This is a genomic window from Leptothoe sp. PORK10 BA2, assembly GCF_034932105.1.
Taxonomy (GTDB): Bacteria; Cyanobacteriota; Cyanobacteriia; order Phormidesmidales; family Phormidesmidaceae; genus Leptothoe.
In genome coordinates, this window is sequence record NZ_JAYGIG010000005.1 from 33,040 (window position 1) to 50,686 (window position 17,647).

The following is a 17,647-nucleotide window of genomic DNA, read 5'->3' on the forward strand; positions in this document are numbered from 1 at the left end:
TTTTTTATATTCTATAAAGGCTTCTGTAAAGGCTCATTCTCCTCCCCTTGTTCCCCCTACTGTGACTGATTTTTCGGTTGTTATTTGTACCTATAACGGTGAGCATCGTTTACCGATATTACTAGACAGGTTAAGGGGACAGCGCCTCCCCCAGACTCTAACTTGGGAAATCCTGATCGTTGACAACAACAGCCGCGACCAGACGGCCCAATGTATTCACACCCATCAGCAACAGTGGCCGACCCACAGTTCCCTCCGATATATCTTTGAACCCCGTCAAGGATTGGCCTATGCTCGACGCTGCGCCATGCAGGTTGCCAACAGCGAGCTAGTGGGCTTTCTCGATGACGATACCCTGCCCGCCGAGGATTGGGTGGCCCAAGCCTATGAATTTGGTCAAGGCCAGCCCCAGGTGGGGGCCTACGGCAGTGCCATTAACGGTCAGTATGAAAGCCAGCCACCCCAAGGATTTGAACGTATTGCCAGCTGTTTAGCCATTATTCAGCGGGGCGATACGGCGTTTCCATATGAGCGGCAGGGAGTACTCCCCGCCGGGGCAGGCATGGTCATCCGCCGTCGGGCCTGGCAGCAATGTGTGCCAGTAGAACCCGCCCTCAAGGGGGTGTGTGGCACCAGCCTCCAGGCCAAAGGAGAAGATGTGGAAACCCTCAGCTACATTCGCCAGGGAGGCTGGCCCATTTGGCACAATCCCCAGATGCAGCTCACCCATGTGATTCCTGAAACCCGGCTGCGACCCGCCTATTTGCTCCACCTATTTCAGAGCATTGGGGTGAGCCGCTATGCCCTCCGCTGTGTTCGTTACCACCCCTGGCGGCGTCCCTGGATGCTGCTCATGCACGGCGTGAATGATCTGCGTAAACTCCTGGTCCACATTATTAAAACAAAACAGCTTTACCCGACGGATATTGTCACCGCCTGTGAACGGACGTTATTGGTACACAGTTTTCTCAGCCCCATCCATGGATTATGGGTGCGATTGTTCTTGCCCCCCATGGACATGACGGTCTTTAGAGAACAGCCTTAACGGATTAGCAGGGGTAGCTGGATCGTCACCGTGGTACCGGATACAGCATCCGAGGCAATTGTAAACTGCCCCTTGTGGGCGAGCACAATCCGTTTCACAATGGCCAGGCCCAGACCGTTGCCATGGGACTTGGTGGTAAAAAAGGGCGTGGTAATTTTCTCCAAGATTGAGGGCGGAATGGGATTCCCGCCATTGTTAATCCGTACCGTCACATGCTCGGCCTTGGAGGAGTGGCTAATGTCCCAGGTGATTTTCTCGCCAGCCCGGACCGCCTCACAAGCATTGGTAATCAGGTTGATAAACACCTGTTTGAGTTTGTCAGAATCCGCAGCTACGATGGTTGAAATGGGGTTGGCATTGAACCTGATCACCCGATCGGTCACGGCAGGATGGGACTGGAGGGAGGCGAGCAGGTCCGTACTCCACTGGTTGAGTTCGATCGGTTTCCGGTCGAGGGTTTGCGGCTTGGAGAGGAGCAGGATTTCGTTGAGCAAACGCTTGAGTCGCTCAGCTTCTTCTAAGGCAATGTCCAGTCGAGATTGGAAACGGCTATCCAGCTTTAGCTTTTGAAAGCTCGTTAGCCCCATCAGGATCGTGGTCAGCGGATTGCGAATCTCGTGGACAATCATGGATGCGAGCTCACCCACCTCGGCCAGGTGAGCGAGGGCTTTTGTAGCGTTCGCTTCGGCTTGCTGCCGTTCGGCCTCTAGGCATTTCCTAGTGCTAATGTCCCGCACCATGGTAATCATGCATTGCTGCCCTTCAAACTCCAGGGGAGCGGCCGAAATCTCGGCAGACAGCTGATGTTTATGTTTGGTTAAACAGGTCAACTCATCGGTCCAGCCCTGGCCTTGGCGAAAAACAGATTGGGTAAATGCCATCAGTTTTGGCATTTCGTCAGGGTGGATCTGGGAAATTTTGATGGAGTTGAGCAATTCCTGCCGCGAATAGTTTAGCAACTGAGTGGCGCGGAGATTGGCTTCCAGAATCCGATCCTGGGCCGGGTCGATCACAAAGATGGCATCGTTAGACCCTTCAAAAATTTTGCGAAAGCGCTGTTCTAGGGAAGAATGGGCCATTCTTTCCAGCTGTAACTGGGCCGACACCTGCTGCAGCTCTGCCCGATAGTGATCTAATTTTCGGGTTAACTGCTGATTGATGGACAGCAAATTACCCTGTAAGAGCGACAGCGGATCACTGGTTGTATCCGTTGCTGAAGGTGGCTTCAGGGTAGAGGAGCAGCGCTGTAATTCAATTTCAATGGCCATGGCCGCCTGGGTGGCCATCAGGGTCAAAACCTGCTGCTGTTCGAGCTGAAAGGGCTCAATGGCTGGTCTGAGGGCCAGGAGAATGCCACTACAGTTACCATGGGGACTGCTCAATGGCACCCCACAATAGGCCACGACAAGACTGGCCTGGAGGGGGTGGGTGCCGATCGCCGGAATTTTTTGGTTTACAATATTGTGGGCTAGGCTGCTCCAACATTCAGTATCTTGAGGGGATTCTGAATGGAGGTCTGGGCTGACGGTAAAGCGATAGCCGTCCACCGCATCTTGGCCCAGCATCACCTGACTGGCTCCCAAACCATGGCGGAGACCAGAGACCAGTTCTGCTAAATAGGCTTGTAGGTGGCCAACTCTGTAGTCCAGTGAGGTCATGGCCGATAGCCACCGAGACTGAATCTGATGGCTGGGAATACAGGCAACCTGAATCTGAGACTCATTCATTGAAATCATGACATTTCTCAGAACTAACTTTTTTGATTAGGTTCACCTGAATCTTAGATGAGTATTTTCTGAGAATCCATGATTCAAATCAAGTTTAGGCGGAAACTTTGCATCGCGCCGTATGCCAAAGGTCTAGCCAGCGGCTGAAAGCCTGCAACCGACTGCGTTGCCCATCGCTATCGCTTTCCAGCTTTCAGCCATATCATCATTTTTTTTATTGTTTCAAAAATGAAACTTTACGCTGGTGGCGCTGAATGATGCCGTCGTCTTGTAATTTTCTTAGGGCGCGTGAAACGACTTCCGGTGTCAGGCAAATTTGTTCGGCTATCTCTTTCACAGAGCAGTTGAGCACAAAGGTGCTTTTGCCAGATGGTTTGAGGGCATTTAAATAGGCTAGGACACGGGCGTAGGCTGAGCGGATACAGCGCAGCGTCATGATGGTTTTGGCGGTGTAGAGTTGTTCGGCTAGCTGACCTACGAAGATGAGGGAAATTTCTGGGTCGTGCCGGAGCAAGGTGAGGAAGGTGTGTTGGGGAATCGCGATGATTTTGGAGGGTTGGGTTGCGATCGCAGAATTCTGATATACCGCATTAAACAAAGCATCTTCGCCAAACCACATGCCATTTTCCACCCCATATTGGTGACTGATGTGACCGGTTTCAAGGTAGCGCACCAGCTGAATCTTGCCCGTTTGTACCCCAAAGATATGCTGGGCAGCTTCATCCGCATGAAAGATAATCTCTCCTGGCTGAAGAGACAATAATATGGGCTTAGTATCGATTAGCTCCTGCTGCAACAAGTGGTTGAGAGCTTGAATGTAATTGTCCAACGATTCCATTGAAAGACATGTAGACTACGATGCCTAATAAATTAAGACCCTAATCTAAGCCCTCCCCCAATGGTCACCTAAGGCCAGCATCAATTAGGCTGAGCATTGACTTAAAATTGCCATACAGTTACTCATACAGGTTTTAATCCCCTATCAGGTTTCATTTTTTCTACTTTCACTTTTTCTACTTTCCACTAAGGCAAAGGGAATCAAACATAGGGGCCAGACAAAATACTGCAAAAATAGGACTGAATTAAAGTACAGAAAGGCCATCATGGTCATGGCAGTGGCTAAAAATATGCCGATTTGTTCTGTTAAGAAGCTGAGGTAAAATAATCCCATCAGGAATAGCATCAACAGTTTAGCCCTGAGGCCAATCAGCCAGGGATAGTCTTGGGAAAACATCACATCAATGGAGGGTGCCCCGCTGATGTGGCTATCTCCTAGGCGCGTAGCGGAAAACAAGACCGACTTAAAGAAGCCCTCTGCATTCCAGATTAAGAAAGGCAGGGATGTGACCAGGGGCACGGAGAAAATAATCAGGGTGCCGATCCCCAGTTCCTTTAGGCCTTTAAAGTCTCCAGTGCGATGCTTCCACAGCCAAATTAGGTATAGCGGTAGGGCAAATATGGCAATTTGTTTAATCCCTAGGGAAAAACTAAACATCAAGAGGGCCAGTCTAGTTTTCTCTTTTAACAGCACCAAGGAGTAAACCAGAAAAAAGATAGCCGCAAATTCTAGGTGGTGTACACGAACAATGTAGATACTCCAGCGACCCAACAAAAGAACAACAGCAGCGGCAGTGCCTAGGATCAATAACCCTCGCCGGTGAAAGTATTGCAACGTCAGCCCCACAATACCCATGTGAAAGACAAAGGATAGGGGTCGCCAAAAATATAGCCAGTGGCGATATTCTAAAAATCCGAGTTTTTGTACCAGGGCCGATAACCAGTAGGCCAGGGGAAAATAGGTGGCGTATTTATCATTCTCCCGCAGATTACCAGCCAAAATTCTGCCATAGGGATTTTCTCCAGCCAGGATACGCTTACCCTCTAGCCAGATATAGTACATATCGTGGCCCTGCAAGTCCTCCGCAGGAGTTTGCCAAAAACTATAGTGGATGAAGAATCCGGCGGATGCCAATAGCAGGAAAATTAACCAAAATCCCCGATTCCATCTATTCAATATCGGCATGGCTTAAATATCGCCCGAGGGAACTGTCTATCTCAAGATCATTAATCTATCTAACCATGGGACTCAAATGATGGCCCTCAAGCAGCTTTAGCCTAATTGCCTAGGGACTAGAGCTAGGCAATTAGGTAGATCGTCTATGGGATTAGCTCAGTTCCAAGGTCCACCTAGCCTAGGCCCGGCGCTCAACAACCAGGGTAAAGCGGGCAAAGAGCATGGCAATGGATGCGATCGCAACCAGCGGTGGAAACAGTGCCAGACCAATAGCCCCACCCGCCAAACCAGCGGTGAGGGGCACTTCAAACAGCACCCGACCTTCAGGATTTTTAATCAAAATCCGACGGACATTACTCTCATTAATTAGCTCTTGCACCTTGCTCACTAGATTGTCACTATTCACCGCAAATTCTTCTGTAGTGGTTTCTGGAGTAGGATCAGAATCAGGCGGCGTTGAGTTGGGAGAATCAGAATAGCTCATAGTTGTATGAAACCTAACGTTTAGCAAACGGTGTTTTTGATCGGCTCGTCAAAAACAGAGCGTTAATGACGAACCTGTCCCTTTGATACCGGGTATATCTAGGAACAGGCCGTAATCCTAAGCTTTCTTTTTAATTTGGTGTCATTGGCGGGGCACTAGTCCAAATATTTTTCAAGGGTGCTTGACAAGGTGCTAACAGGTACGGCACCAACCAACGTATCGGCCACCTTCCCAGCTTTAAAGATCAGCAGGGTGGGAATACTGCGTACACCATAGTCACTGGCACTGGTGGGATGATTATCCACATTCAGCTTCAGCACCTTGACCCGCCCCTCAAACTTAGTGGCCACCTCATCCACCACGGGAGCCACCATGCGACAAGGACCACACCAGGGAGCCCAAAAATCTACTAGCACTGGCACGTCGCTATCGAGGACATCGGTCTGAAAGCTGGCATCAGACACTTCGTTCACTAATACATTTTCAGTCATTTATTTAAGATCTCCTTGAAAACCAACAAACCAGTAATACAGTAGCCCTAGCAAGGCTCCTGCGTTTTAATCCATGGCCCTAATTATAGTTCCATAAAGCCGAACTAGTTAGGGAGGTAAACCCCTCCTAAACCCAATCTGTTCCCCTGGCTCCCATGTCATAATGCAGTTATGCGACCCCTTTCCCATCCAGATACCAATCAAATAACATTGGCAGAATTGCTCTACGCCCTAGGCGATCCGGTCAGGCTAAAAATTGTCAAAACCATCGCCCAAAAGGGTGAGCAAGCCTGTCGTAGCTGTGGCGGCGACGAAATTGCCAAATCCACCCTGTCCCACCATTTCAAAATTCTGCGGGAAGCCGGGATCATCCACACGGAAAAAATGGGTACCCAGCATCTGAATTCCCTGCGGGCCGATGAACTGGAGGCTAAGTTTCCGGGAGTATTGGCGGCGGTGTTGGCGGCAGTGGGGGATGTGGAGATTTGTGAGGAGCAAGAAGACGGAACCGTGGCAGCGGGAGATGTGCAGATTTGTGAGGAGCAAGAAGACAGAGCCAGAGAGGCAGGGGTAAAGGGGCAGGAAGAAGGACATTTCTAGCCAAGAAAATACCCGTTATCCAGGCACCCAAACCCCCTTTCTCCCTCTTTTACCCTTCGATCAAAATTGCCCGAAAGTCATTCACATTGGTCAACGTCGGCCCCGTGACAACTAAAGCCCCAATGGATGCGAAAAAGCTGTAGCTGTCATGGGTTTTGAGATAATGTTGGGCCCGCTCTCCCTGCTGCCATAGTTCTGGGGTGATCAGGACTCCGGCATTGTCTTCGCTGCCGTCGATGCCGTCGGTGTCGCAGGCAATGGCGGCAATGCCTGCTTCGCCGTTGAGGTAATGGGCGAGGGCGAGTAAAAACTCGCTATTGCGCCCCCCCTTGCCCACAAAGTTTTGTTGGACGGTAACCGTTGTTTCACCGCCGGAGAGGATGACGCAGGGGGGAGCAACGGGCTGGTGGTGGCGTTTGGCTTGGCGGGCAATGGCCCCGTGAACTAAGGCCACATCGCGGGCTTCGCCTTCGATGGCGTCGCTGAGGATGAGGGGGGTGTAGCCATGTGCGATCGCAACCTTTGCCGCTGCCTCTAAGGACTGCTGGGGGGTGGCAATCAGATGATTGGTGGTGGTGCCCAGGCGCTCATCCCCAGGAGCAATTACCGGGTTGGGATTACGGTGTAAATAGGCCCGAACGTGTTCAGGAATGATCATGTGATAGCGATCTATGATCTCCAGGGCATCCGCAGCGGTGGCCTGGTCCCCCACCGTCGGTCCAGAGGCAATGGACCTAAGACTATCCCCCGCCACATCCGAAATAATCAGCGACACCACCTGGGCCGGATAGGCCATGGCCGAGAGGCGGCCCCCAGAGGAGCATGACAAAGCCTTACGCACCGTATTCATGGCCACAATGTCGGCCCCAGAGGCCAACAGCTGACGGTTAATGTCCGCCAAATTTGCCAAACTAATGCCCTCCGGCGGCAGGGTAAACAGGGCAGATCCCCCCCCCGAAATCAAACAAATCACCAGGTCAGCAGCAGTTAAAGGCTGCACCCGCTGCAAAATCCGTTGTGCACCCGCCATGCCGTTTTCATCCGGCACCGGATGCCCCGCCTCGATCACCTCAATCGATTTTGTGGGCACGCCATGGCCATAGCGGGTAATCACCAAACCTTCCATGGGCTCTGAATACCCCGCTTTGGTCCAGGCATCTTCCACCGCCTTGGCCATGGCCGCCGCCGACTTGCCGATCCCCACCACCACCACCCGACCCGTGGGCTTGTTTGCAAAATAAGGCTCAAGCACACGGGTCACTTGCGCCTGGGGCATGGCAGCTGCCACAGCGGCATCAAAGAGTTGTTTGAGTAGGTCGGTGGATGGCATCGGGGGCATGGCAGGTAGGGCGGAGGATGAAGACATCATCTAATGAATTCTCAGTAATCAATGTATAGCTTTGCGCCGATAGTGCACACCACAGGAGATCGCTGAAAGCTATAAATAGCAACAAGAGCGGCGCCATCGACTGCAAGCCTTCAGCCGATAGCTACAGATGGCCTCAGAATCGATCCCATCTGAGAGCATCGATTGACCGACCTGGGCAAAATGTTCCGAATTTGTCGTCGGAGTATTTCAAGTCCCAGCCCGACCACAAATTCCATCACAGTTAATAATAAGTGTAGGGATCAATCGACAGGAGAGAACCAAAGCAGTGTTTGACATACTAATCATCGGGGCAGGCCCTGCCGCCCTGATCATGGCCTCGGCCTTAGCTCACCATGGCTTATCCCTGCAAGGTCTGGCCCCCACTGCGCCAGATACTCCCTGGCCCAATACCTATGGCGTTTGGTGTGATGAACTAGCAGACCTGGGATTAAGCCATTTACTGGGCCACCGCTGGCAAAATACGGTGAGCTATTTTGGTCAGGCCGCCGCCACTCCCTCCACCCATCACCGCCGCGACTATGGCTTGTTCGATAAGCACAAACTACAGCAGCACTTTCTCGATCAGCTACAGTCCATGACCTGGCATCGGGGTAAAGCCGCAGCGGTGACCCATGGCGAGGACCATAGCTGGGTCACCACCGCAGCCGGTGAGGAACTCCAGGCCAAGCTGATTATTGATACCACCGGTCATCATGCAGCCTTAGTACAACGCCCTCCAGCCACCCATGCCCCCGTGGCCTACCAGGTGGCCTATGGCATCGTCGGCAAGTTTTCCAAACCACCAGTGGCACCGGGTCAGTGTTCGTTGATGGACTATCGGGCCGAACACCTGACATCGAAGCAGCTTGGGGGACCACCCACATTTCTATATGCCATGGACCTGGGGGAGGATGTGTTTTTTGTGGAAGAAACCTCCCTAGCCCTGGCTCCAGCGATGGCCTACGACACCCTGCAAGAACGGCTACAGCAGCGCCTGAAGGCCGATGGTGTGGAGGTGAGGGAGGTGCATCATACAGAACATTGTCTGTTTCCCATGAATCAGCCACTGCCGGACCTGAACCAGCGGGTGCTGGGGTTTGGCGGTTCAGCCAGTATGGTACACCCAGCGACGGGATATATGGTGGGGGCAATGCTGCGGCGGGCACCGGAGGTAGCGGATGCCATTGCCACGGCCCTGGGTCAAGGAAAAGTAGGGACTGCTGTGGCCGCAGCCGGTTGGCATACCCTATGGACCACAGAGCGTCTGCGCAAGCACCACATCTACCAGTTTGGGCTAGAAACCCTCATGCGCTTCAGCCATAAAGAACTCTGTCAATTTTTTGATAGCTTCTTCCGACTACCCCAGACAAAATGGTCAGGTTTTTTAGCCGACACCCTCACCCCGTTTGAACTAGTTATGGCCATGGTCACCATGTTTAGCCAAACCACTAATCCGGTCCGAGGGGGGCTCATGGGTGGGGTGGGTACCGACGGACAGCTGTTACTCAAATCCCTCATCGGCACCCCCTAACCCATTGCATCTAACCCAGCCTGACTAGACAGTGAGGTAACTATCTGACTAGTCAAGCTGTAACAGAAAATTTACTAAAAATTCAAGCTATTGTTACCTCTACATAGATTTTCCATAAGGTTTCCTAGAAAAGGAACTACAGTCGCCTGCTTTTTAGGGCACTCTAGGGGATATATCAAGCCTTATTGGTAAATATTCAGGGTTAAAGGTTTGAACTTAGTTTGATTTGAACATTAGTTTAAACAGTTACCCAATCATCTCGTGAGCAAAAGACTGCCCAAGCCTTTTCCCTATTTGGCTGCTGACCAAACCGAATGTCGCATCCTCGTAGTAGATGACCACCCCGTCAATCGCACCCTGTTGGTGCGATTACTGGAGCGGAGTGGATTTATCGTCAACCAAACCACTAACGGCTCCGACGCGTTTATCCTCTGGCAAGAATGGCAGCCTCAACTCATATTGATGGATTTGCTCATGCCTGGCATGGGAGGCCGCGAAGCCACCCGGCTGATTCGAGCGACAGAACGCATTGCCCGTCAACCACCCACCACGATTATTGCCATCACCGCCCAAACGATGCCAATTTTTAGCCATCATGCCCATGCCGTGGGCTTCGATGACATTATTACCAAACCGATTCAACCCGACTCCATATTCGAATGCATTGGCCACTATTTAAAATTGCAATACGTTGAAAACTCAGCCCAAGCTTTGAACGCCCAAGCTTTGGACATTAATTTCTCTTAAAGGGTGACAACGTATCTACATAGCCTGTTGCATAAGGGATATAGAGCGAAAAAACCCCGTTGAAAATAGAGCCGTTTATGGGGTTTGAGCGCGATCAATTTGAAAGCCCACGCAGTCCATATCTCCATGGCATATATCCACCGATGCAGATTAACCTGAATCAACAAGTCCTTCCGCTCTACCTCAATATTCGGGGGTGACAAACCCGCTAAAGCCACAGCGATCAATTTTTCGGCCTGCTGCAACTCACCACACTCAATAACCAGGATCGCTGCACTGCGATGCAGGACAGATCGGGTAGATTCAGTGGATAGGCCATCTATAACCATGCCAGCAGCTGCCACTTCCAGCACCAATGCCTGCTTCAGAGTTTTCTTAGCCTGGGGGCCACATTACCACGTAGTTTCCTCAGATCAGCCTGCTCGGCCAAATCCATCGCTTGTTGATGCAGCTCTTGAACTTTACTCATCGTTCTACAGCAAATCGGGTTGGTGTGCGCAAAAATGACACACCAACCCGATTTAAAGTTATTCCCTGCTTGCATTCAGGATAATCGGCTTTCCATAGAAGAGACTACAGAGCAAACCGATCACCCTGAACGAAGGCTAATCAGAGCATTTAGACGAACTGAGCAAAGGAAGTCTCTGCCAGAGGAACCGTCACCCCTTGAATCACCGCAAGGGTTTCGCCACCAGTGCCCAATAGCAAATCACTGCCTAGAACAGACTGAGTGATTGCCCCAAAGCTCAAACCACCCAGCAGACCGATGCTATCGATACCCACTGCAAAGTCAGTGATGGTGTCGGTGCCATCACCCACTGCAAAGGCAAAGATATCAGCACCCTGACCACCGGAGAAGTTATCACCAGTAAGGATGTCGTTGCCGGTGCCACCGACTAGCAGGTCATCGCCATCGTCACCCCAGATCAGGTCATCGCCTTCATCCCCAAACAGCAGGTCGTTGCCGCCCTTACCGCCGATGCGGTCATTGCCAGCACCGCCGAAGATAGCATCATCACCGCCTGTCTTGCCCTGGGGATTACGACTGTTGAGGTCACCACGGAGAATATCGTCACCATCGCCACCGCTGATGGATTGATCACCCTCACCACCAGCTAAGACGTCATCGCCACCAGTACCAACAACATCAGCATCAGGGTCAACACCGCCGTTACCACCGCCGCCATCATCAATCACAGTGTCCTCACGGAAGGCCAGATTCTGAATGCGAGTATCTTCTTCGGAGCCAACATCAGCAGCACCAAAGGCCGTCTCGGCAGTGCCAAAGTTAGCTGCCAGGTACTCAGCTAAAGCATCTTGCTCAGAGCCATCGGGGGCAAATGTGGCCACACCCGTACGAGCGGCAGCAGCATCTTGGGCCAACTCAACCACATCCCGGGCAGGGAAGGGATAGCCATCGCCACCGCCAGCCAGGAAGCTGAGGGTAACCATGCGGAATGTACGACTAGCATCACCTACCAGTTCACTATTCTCGACAATCACGTCAGCATCGTTACCTGCTTCGTCAAGGACCACTAGAGACTGTACGCGGTTGCCGGGCTCAGCACTGGGGTCAAAGCTAAACTCCAGACCACTTACCTGGGGAAAACGACCGGGAGTTTCACCCTCAGCAGTTGCAGCTACACCATGCTCAATGACGGCTAGTAGCTCTTCAGCGGTGATGGTCAACAGAGTGAGACCATTGTTAAACCGCAGACTGTTGGCAATGTCAGTCTCAGAGATACCACCCTCAGGCTTAACGCCGGGAATCTCTTCGTTGGGTAGCAGCTCAGGCTCACCAGTACCACCAGCAGGGACAACCACCCGACCGATGTCATCACGAATACCGCCGCCATTCTTGAGGGAGATGACAACGCTATTATCAGTTTCCTTGGCGATGGCCAGGTTGGCATCGGCAGTCAAGTTACCCAGGTTGGTCTCCTCAGTCCGCACGCTGGCGCGCACACCGTTGAGGTAAACATCGCTGATACCAAAGACATTGCTTTCCTTGGCAACAATGACTTCTTCCAGGGCATCCACAATCGCCTGAATTTCAGGATCAACCAACCCTTCTGCACCCAGAGCTGCTACCCCCGCATCATCTGTGGCATAGGCACCACTGATGTCTGCGTCATAGCTCTCAGGAATGATGATGCCATTCTCATCAAAGTCAACCACCAGGCGACCTACATACTTGTAATTACCATCGGTGTTGACAATAGCTACTGGATTACCGTCAGCCCCAGTGGTGAAGATGGGATAGGTACCCTGGCTTGCATCACCATCTCTCAGACGGTCGTTTTCATCGGTTAAGCGAGTGTTAGAACCACCGGCAACAATCACATCCACATTGGTCAAACGTGTGGCTAACGCTTGCTCGATGCTAATCTGTTGCATATGGGCTAGGACAATCACCTTGTTGAGGCCGGGGTTAAGGGCCAGCATCTCATCCACGTCTTTCTGAATTTCGGCAGCTAGGGCATCTAGCTGTTCAGCGGTGGGGGTGCCGTCAAAATCCTCAGGCAGAACGGTAACGTCACCAGGGCTAGAAATGATCGGTAATGTAGGTGTAGTGGCACCCACAACACCAATTTTCTCACCGCCGACTGTTAGCACAGTTGTTGCGGCTAAGCTGTTGGCCTGAGGTGCCCTATCATCAGCCACCACCAAGTCAGCCAAATTCTCATCGGTGCTGAAGTCCAGGTTGGCGCTGAGGTAAGGGAACTGAGCACCGACAAAGGACTCATCTACATCGAGTGTCGCTGGATCATCTTCACCACCGGCGATGAGATCCCTTAACAAACTAGTACCCAGGTCAAACTCGTGATTACCCAGAGCAATGGCTTCAAAGCCCAACTCGTTCTGAATTAGGATGTCAGCTCGACCCTGGCCACCGAATAAATCTTCACTGGCACTAAAGAAGAGACCCGGTAGAATGGCGTCACCAGAAGACAGGGTGATGGTGTTTTCAAAGTCATCCCGCAGGGCGTTGAGCACAGCAGAGAACCGAGGGGCGTCTTCCAGGGCGGGGATACCGGCTTCCTGGTCAGCGGCGTGGAGCAGCTGCAGGGTAAAGATGGATGGTTCGGTCATGGTTTCTTCTAGGGTGAACTTGGCTAATATGGGCTCGTGATCGCTAGCCACAAGGGTGTCTGTGAATAGGGCACCGTTGTCATCGCGGGTGAAGTCGTTGTTGACATGGACGATGTCAAATTCAGCGCCCTCTAGCAGGGAGTCAGTCACGAACAGGTGGTCGATCACCTGACTGTTGCCATCAAAGATAAAGGTGTAGGCATCGTCAGCGGCAACGGCCTGCTCCACCAGATTGGTCAGCACCTTCTCATCGCCGGTACCGGGCAGAATCTCAGCCAGATCGTTAGTGAACTCAAAGGTATTCAAGTCACCGAGAACAATCACCTTGGCGTCAGGGTTGGTGTTGACAATGCTGTCCACAAAGTCGTTTAGGGCCTGGGCCTGGGCTTCGCGCTCTGCTTCGCCTGCCTGGACGAAGGGCTGGGGACCGCCAAAGATGGGGGAGGAGCCAAAGCGAGAGGTGAGGTGGTTGTTGACCACGGTCACCAAGTTGCCATTGAAGATGAAGTTGGCCACCAGCGGTTTGCGAACATCGCCTTCAAAGGCGGCATCCTGGTCGATGGCAGCGAAGGAGTCTAGCTCAACCCGCTCTGGGTTGTATAGGTAGGCGTTGCGGATGTTGCCACCGGGGACGCCGCCTTGGGTGTTGTCTTCGGGAGCGACATCGAAGAACTCATAGGTGGGACCACCGACAGCGGCAATGGCATCCACCAACGCCTGTAATGTCTCACTGGCATCCACCGTACCGTCATCCGTTTCGCCGCTGTTGTCCTGAATCTCTTGCAGAGCAATAATGTCAGGGGCGTTCAGGTTGGTAACAATCTGGTTGGCCAGCAGCTCGAACTGTTCAGTATCTATGCCATCGGCGGCCAAGTTGAGCACGTTGTAGCTAGCCACGGTCAGGTCGTTTTCACCTCCTATAATGCTAGTTACTTCCTGTTCTAGACCACCGGGAGTCACCTCAAACTCATCAGTCACATTCACTTCGAAGTTACCGAAGCTGTAGCCCACAACGCCAGTCACATCCCCCAGCTTATCTCCCACATTGAGGGCAGGAATATCAAAGCCCTCGGGCATGGTATTGGGGTTGAACTGAAGCTGTATCCGCTCAGGGTTCTGATCGCCTGTGTTGTCAGGACCAGAGTTGAGGTTGATGCTGCCCCGCTCAGTCAGACTATCCTCAGGCGTGACGCCTGCCCCCTGGTTGGGTAGGGTAAATGCCTCAGCGGAAAATGCGCTAAAGACGCGGGTGGGGGATACCGCTACGGCATCTTCCACGGTGACCCGCATACCCTCTAGACTTTCGTAAAAGTCAATGGCGTCATCCATGGGATCAAAGTTACCGGCATCTTCCTGCAGGTTAGTGGGCAGCTCATCGTTGCTGATCACAATTTCGCTGGGGGCCAGGCGACCACTTTCACCGATTACAACTGCTTCAGGTAGGGCATTCCCAGAGGAGAGAATGACCACATCGGGATCTCTCATCTGGGTGGTGGAAAGATTGCCCGTACTAGCACCGCCAGGGATAAATTCACTGACTACGCCAAACAGCCGCACCTCATCCCCAACGCTAACGGTGGGGCTACCACTGGTGGAGATAAACAGACCTTCGGAGGTGGCATCGTTGCCATCGTCGGCACCCTGGACATAGAAGCCACGGAAGTCTACTGCTGTCACAATGCCTTCGGTCTGAACCAGTTCACCGTCTAGGGGAGAAACGTGACCAGCCCCCTGAATTTCAGAGATGGTGGCAGCGGCCACATTGGTTTCGTATATGGCTAGGGTGTTAGACACTTCGTTAGCAATGATGAGCAACGGCTGACCGCTGGGGCTATCTTCTGCCGAGATAAATGTGAGACCCTCGGGGGCAATATCCTCATTACTGCGGGCATATTGCACAAACTCAGGGTTGGTGGGATCGCTGAGGTTATACACCAACACACCACCGCCAGCCCGCTCTAGACCCACGAAGGCGAAAGGCACACCACCAATCTCACCCACGGTCACCGCCTCAGGTTCCGCTCCCTTATTATCAGAACGGGTGTCAACCTCAGCCGGGTCACCGTTGTTGGCATTAAACAACTCAGGGGTTAGGGCAGCTGTAATCTCAGCAATCTGGCTGCCGCTGTCAAACACCTGGTTGCCGTTCTCATCCCAAATGGAGAAGGAACGACCACCGTAGGAGAACAGTTGGTCCAAGTCACCGTCGCCGTCAATGTCACCATCGATGGAGGAGACTGTCAGACGGCCTAGATTTTCGTCTTCGACTAGGGCTGGGTCAAAGCTTTCGTCCAGGGCCAGACCAGAACGACCCAAGGAAACAACATCAGCCAGGTCTTTAATGCGAATAGCATCGCCCCGGCCCTCTTCGTCGGCGTCACCCCGGTCATCCCCTTCATTGGCAGTGATGTAGAAGGTTTGGCCGTTGGCTTCGAAGGAGGCAATGGAATCTGGCATAAACAAGCCAAACACCGGCTGCTTCTGGATATTAATGCCGCCATCGCGATCGCTAGCGTCGAGACCATTGTCACCATCAAAGTCAATGATGCCAAGTTGAACGTCCGAGACACCGGGAACAATACCAAAGTCGTTGTCGTTGATCACCGCCAGGCGGCCATCGGGCAACAGAGTCAGACCTTCAGGTTTATCCGTAGGCAGGTAGCCGATGGACGGCAGGTTTGTGACTTTGATTTTATTAACCGGTTGGATGCCCGCAGCAGCCAGGGCATCAGGGGTTTGCTGCTCTAGGGTTGCCGCACCGAAGTCCTGACCGAGAACGTTAGTGGCCCCCTTGATATTCACTTCAAAGACAAACTTCTGGGCAGTGGAGTCCAGGGAAGAATCCCGCTCCATCACAAAGAACTTGCCGTCACCGGCGTAAACCGCATCACCGATTTTGTCGACGTTGTTGCCCACGCTCGGGTCCTGGAGCAGGTAAACATACTCAGCAACAGGCTCGCCAGTCTCAGGGTTGATGCCAATCATGCGAATCACGCTGGAGGCATCTCCATCAGCCCGAGTTGGGTTGTTTAACGGGGTTTGGATAAAGGCATAGAGAATCCCCTCATCAGTATCCAGTGCCATGCCTTCAAACCCTCGGTTCTCCCGACGATTGAGATAGTCAGCGGGCAGGGTCTCCGTGCCAAAGGTTCCGGTGGCAAAGTTAGCACCGGGGTTGGCCCCATTGGCCTGATCTACGGTTCCTTCGGGAACAAACCGGTCGATGAGTGCGCCGCTGGCATCGAAGTGATAGATGGCGGGGCGATATTCATCCACCATCCAGAATGTACCATCGTCAGCCCGGACGATGCCCTCCAGGTCGGCTCCCAGGGGATCATAGTCGGTCCCAAAGACCGCCGCATCGATCTCCGTTAGGCTATCGAGATCCACTGGATTTCCGGCTGCATCAACCGCTTTTTCATCGACACCGGGAATGTTGGGCAGTCCGGTAATGGGCGTTACACCATCGGCACGGGTTAAAAAGAGTTCATTGGTGATAGAGACTTCACCCGTGGCTTCATTCAGTTCTAAACTAACGATGCGAGCCTGATAGTCCGGCAATAAAAAGGGCCGCTCGCCGTTGGCATTGGTCTCGCCATTGGGCCCCCGGTCGGGCATAGCCAGAAACTTAAGGTTGCCGTTATCGGCCACGCCGTCGTACCAAAGCCCGGAAAACCCACCCAGCTCGATGGTTTCACCCGTGGCAGTGGTCAGGGCATCCCCCCCGTTGGTGATATCGCTCCGATCCGTGATATCAAAAGTGGTCAGGTTGGGTAGCCCCTGGCTAAAGTCTTTAGCACCCAGGGGAAGGATACCTTCAACTTCGTTGGTTGCTAAGTTGATCACGGCTAGGGCGTTGTTCTCTTGCAGGGTAACAAAGGCCTGGGAACCATCGGGGGAAACTGCAATGTACTCAGGTTCAAAGTCCTGGGCGGCGGTGGCATCGGGAAAGATGCGTACACCATCGGCCCGGAGGTCAGCTTCGCTGCCGTTAAAGGCTTCAAAACCAACGGTGGTCACGCTGGCTTGGGAAACACTGGCCACGCCGCTGGCTACATCGATGATGCTAATGGAGCCAGCGGGGTCAACACCATCGGCGGGTTCACCTTCATTGGCCGACAACACTTTGGTCCCGTCGGGGGTGAAGACAACATTGTCGGGTAGGGCACCCACTTGTACTACGCGAAACGCCGTGGGGTCACCAGCGGCAACCGCTGCGATATCAGCAACCGCAACAAAGCCAGGGTCGGTTTGGGGGTCAGCCCCGATTGCGATCGCAACCACCCCATTAGCCACAGCTACACTATTTACCCCACCAATATTGGGCACAAAGTCAGCCACATCCAACACACCCAACAGAGTGGGATTGCTGGGGTCAGCCAAACTAAATAACTGCACTTCGGTATCACCACTCACCACAAACAGTGACTGGCTAGCAGGATCAAATGCAGCAATCTCAGCGCCAAGTTCGCTGGTAAAGCCGCCAATTCTTTCTAAAAAATCTGCCATGATCTCTCCACAAATAAATTAAATAAACGCTATTCAA

Annotated in this window: 11 protein-coding genes and 1 pseudogene; 4 read left to right on the forward strand and 8 right to left on the reverse strand. The window is 52.7% G+C overall.

The features are described from left to right. The first annotated feature begins 61 nt into the window (after positions 1-61). A complete protein-coding gene (gene hpsE, locus VB741_RS02575) occupies positions 62-1,045 on the forward strand; it encodes a hormogonium polysaccharide biosynthesis glycosyltransferase HpsE (protein ID WP_323363578.1) in 984 nt (327 codons plus the stop codon). Here the strand turns inward: hpsE and VB741_RS02580 are convergent. The 5 genes from VB741_RS02580 to trxA form a co-directional block, all read right to left on the reverse strand. Further along, positions 1,042-2,781, reverse strand: a complete 1,740-nt coding sequence (locus VB741_RS02580) for an ATP-binding protein (RefSeq protein ID WP_323363579.1) — start codon at positions 2,779-2,781, stop codon at positions 1,042-1,044. The genes hpsE and VB741_RS02580 overlap by 4 nt on opposite strands. Positions 2,782-2,986: 205 nt before the next feature. Next, positions 2,987-3,610, reverse strand: a complete 624-nt coding sequence (locus VB741_RS02585) for a Crp/Fnr family transcriptional regulator (RefSeq protein ID WP_323363580.1) — start codon at positions 3,608-3,610, stop codon at positions 2,987-2,989. Between the two features lie 144 nt (positions 3,611-3,754). Beyond that, positions 3,755-4,795 (reverse strand): hypothetical protein, encoded by a 1,041-nt coding sequence (locus tag VB741_RS02590; protein ID WP_323363581.1) that lies wholly within the window; start codon positions 4,793-4,795, stop codon positions 3,755-3,757. A 169-nt stretch (positions 4,796-4,964) separates the two neighbouring features. Further along, on the reverse strand, positions 4,965-5,270 hold the full coding sequence (locus VB741_RS02595) for a DUF4342 domain-containing protein (protein ID WP_323363582.1): 306 nt from the start codon (positions 5,268-5,270) through the stop codon (positions 4,965-4,967). A 155-nt stretch (positions 5,271-5,425) separates the two neighbouring features. Further along, positions 5,426-5,761: a thioredoxin gene (gene trxA, locus VB741_RS02600; protein ID WP_323363583.1), complete on the reverse strand. Its 336-nt coding sequence runs from the start codon at positions 5,759-5,761 to the stop codon at positions 5,426-5,428. Positions 5,762-5,932: 171 nt separating this feature from the next. On the opposite strand from trxA, the gene VB741_RS02605 reads away from it, so the two are divergent. Beyond that, the gene (locus tag VB741_RS02605) at positions 5,933-6,361 is read left to right on the forward strand and encodes an ArsR/SmtB family transcription factor (RefSeq protein WP_323363584.1); all 429 of its coding nucleotides are present in this window, start codon (positions 5,933-5,935) and stop codon (positions 6,359-6,361) included. 49 nt (positions 6,362-6,410) lie between these two features. Here VB741_RS02605 and VB741_RS02610 read toward each other — a convergent pair whose 3' ends face one another. Further along, positions 6,411-7,730, reverse strand: coding sequence for a glycerate kinase type-2 family protein (locus VB741_RS02610; protein ID WP_323363585.1), 1,320 nt, complete (start codon positions 7,728-7,730; stop codon positions 6,411-6,413). A 286-nt stretch (positions 7,731-8,016) separates the two neighbouring features. Between VB741_RS02610 and crtL the strand changes: the two genes are divergently transcribed. Together crtL and VB741_RS02620 are read left to right on the forward strand one after the other, a co-directional pair. Continuing rightward, positions 8,017-9,261, forward strand: coding sequence for a lycopene beta cyclase (gene crtL, locus VB741_RS02615; protein WP_323363586.1), 1,245 nt, complete (start codon positions 8,017-8,019; stop codon positions 9,259-9,261). Positions 9,262-9,522: 261 nt separating this feature from the next. Beyond that, on the forward strand, positions 9,523-10,008 hold the full coding sequence (locus VB741_RS02620; RefSeq protein WP_323363587.1) for a response regulator: 486 nt from the start codon (positions 9,523-9,525) through the stop codon (positions 10,006-10,008). A 15-nt stretch (positions 10,009-10,023) separates the two neighbouring features. Here the strand turns inward: VB741_RS02620 and VB741_RS02625 are convergent. Together VB741_RS02625 and VB741_RS02630 are read right to left on the reverse strand one after the other, a co-directional pair. Further along, a pseudogene (locus VB741_RS02625) lies at positions 10,024-10,151 on the reverse strand (IS4 family transposase); the annotation flags it as partial. A 475-nt stretch (positions 10,152-10,626) separates the two neighbouring features. Continuing rightward, on the reverse strand, positions 10,627-17,610 hold the full coding sequence (locus VB741_RS02630) for a choice-of-anchor I domain-containing protein (protein WP_323363588.1): 6,984 nt from the start codon (positions 17,608-17,610) through the stop codon (positions 10,627-10,629). Positions 17,611-17,647 lie beyond the last annotated feature (37 nt).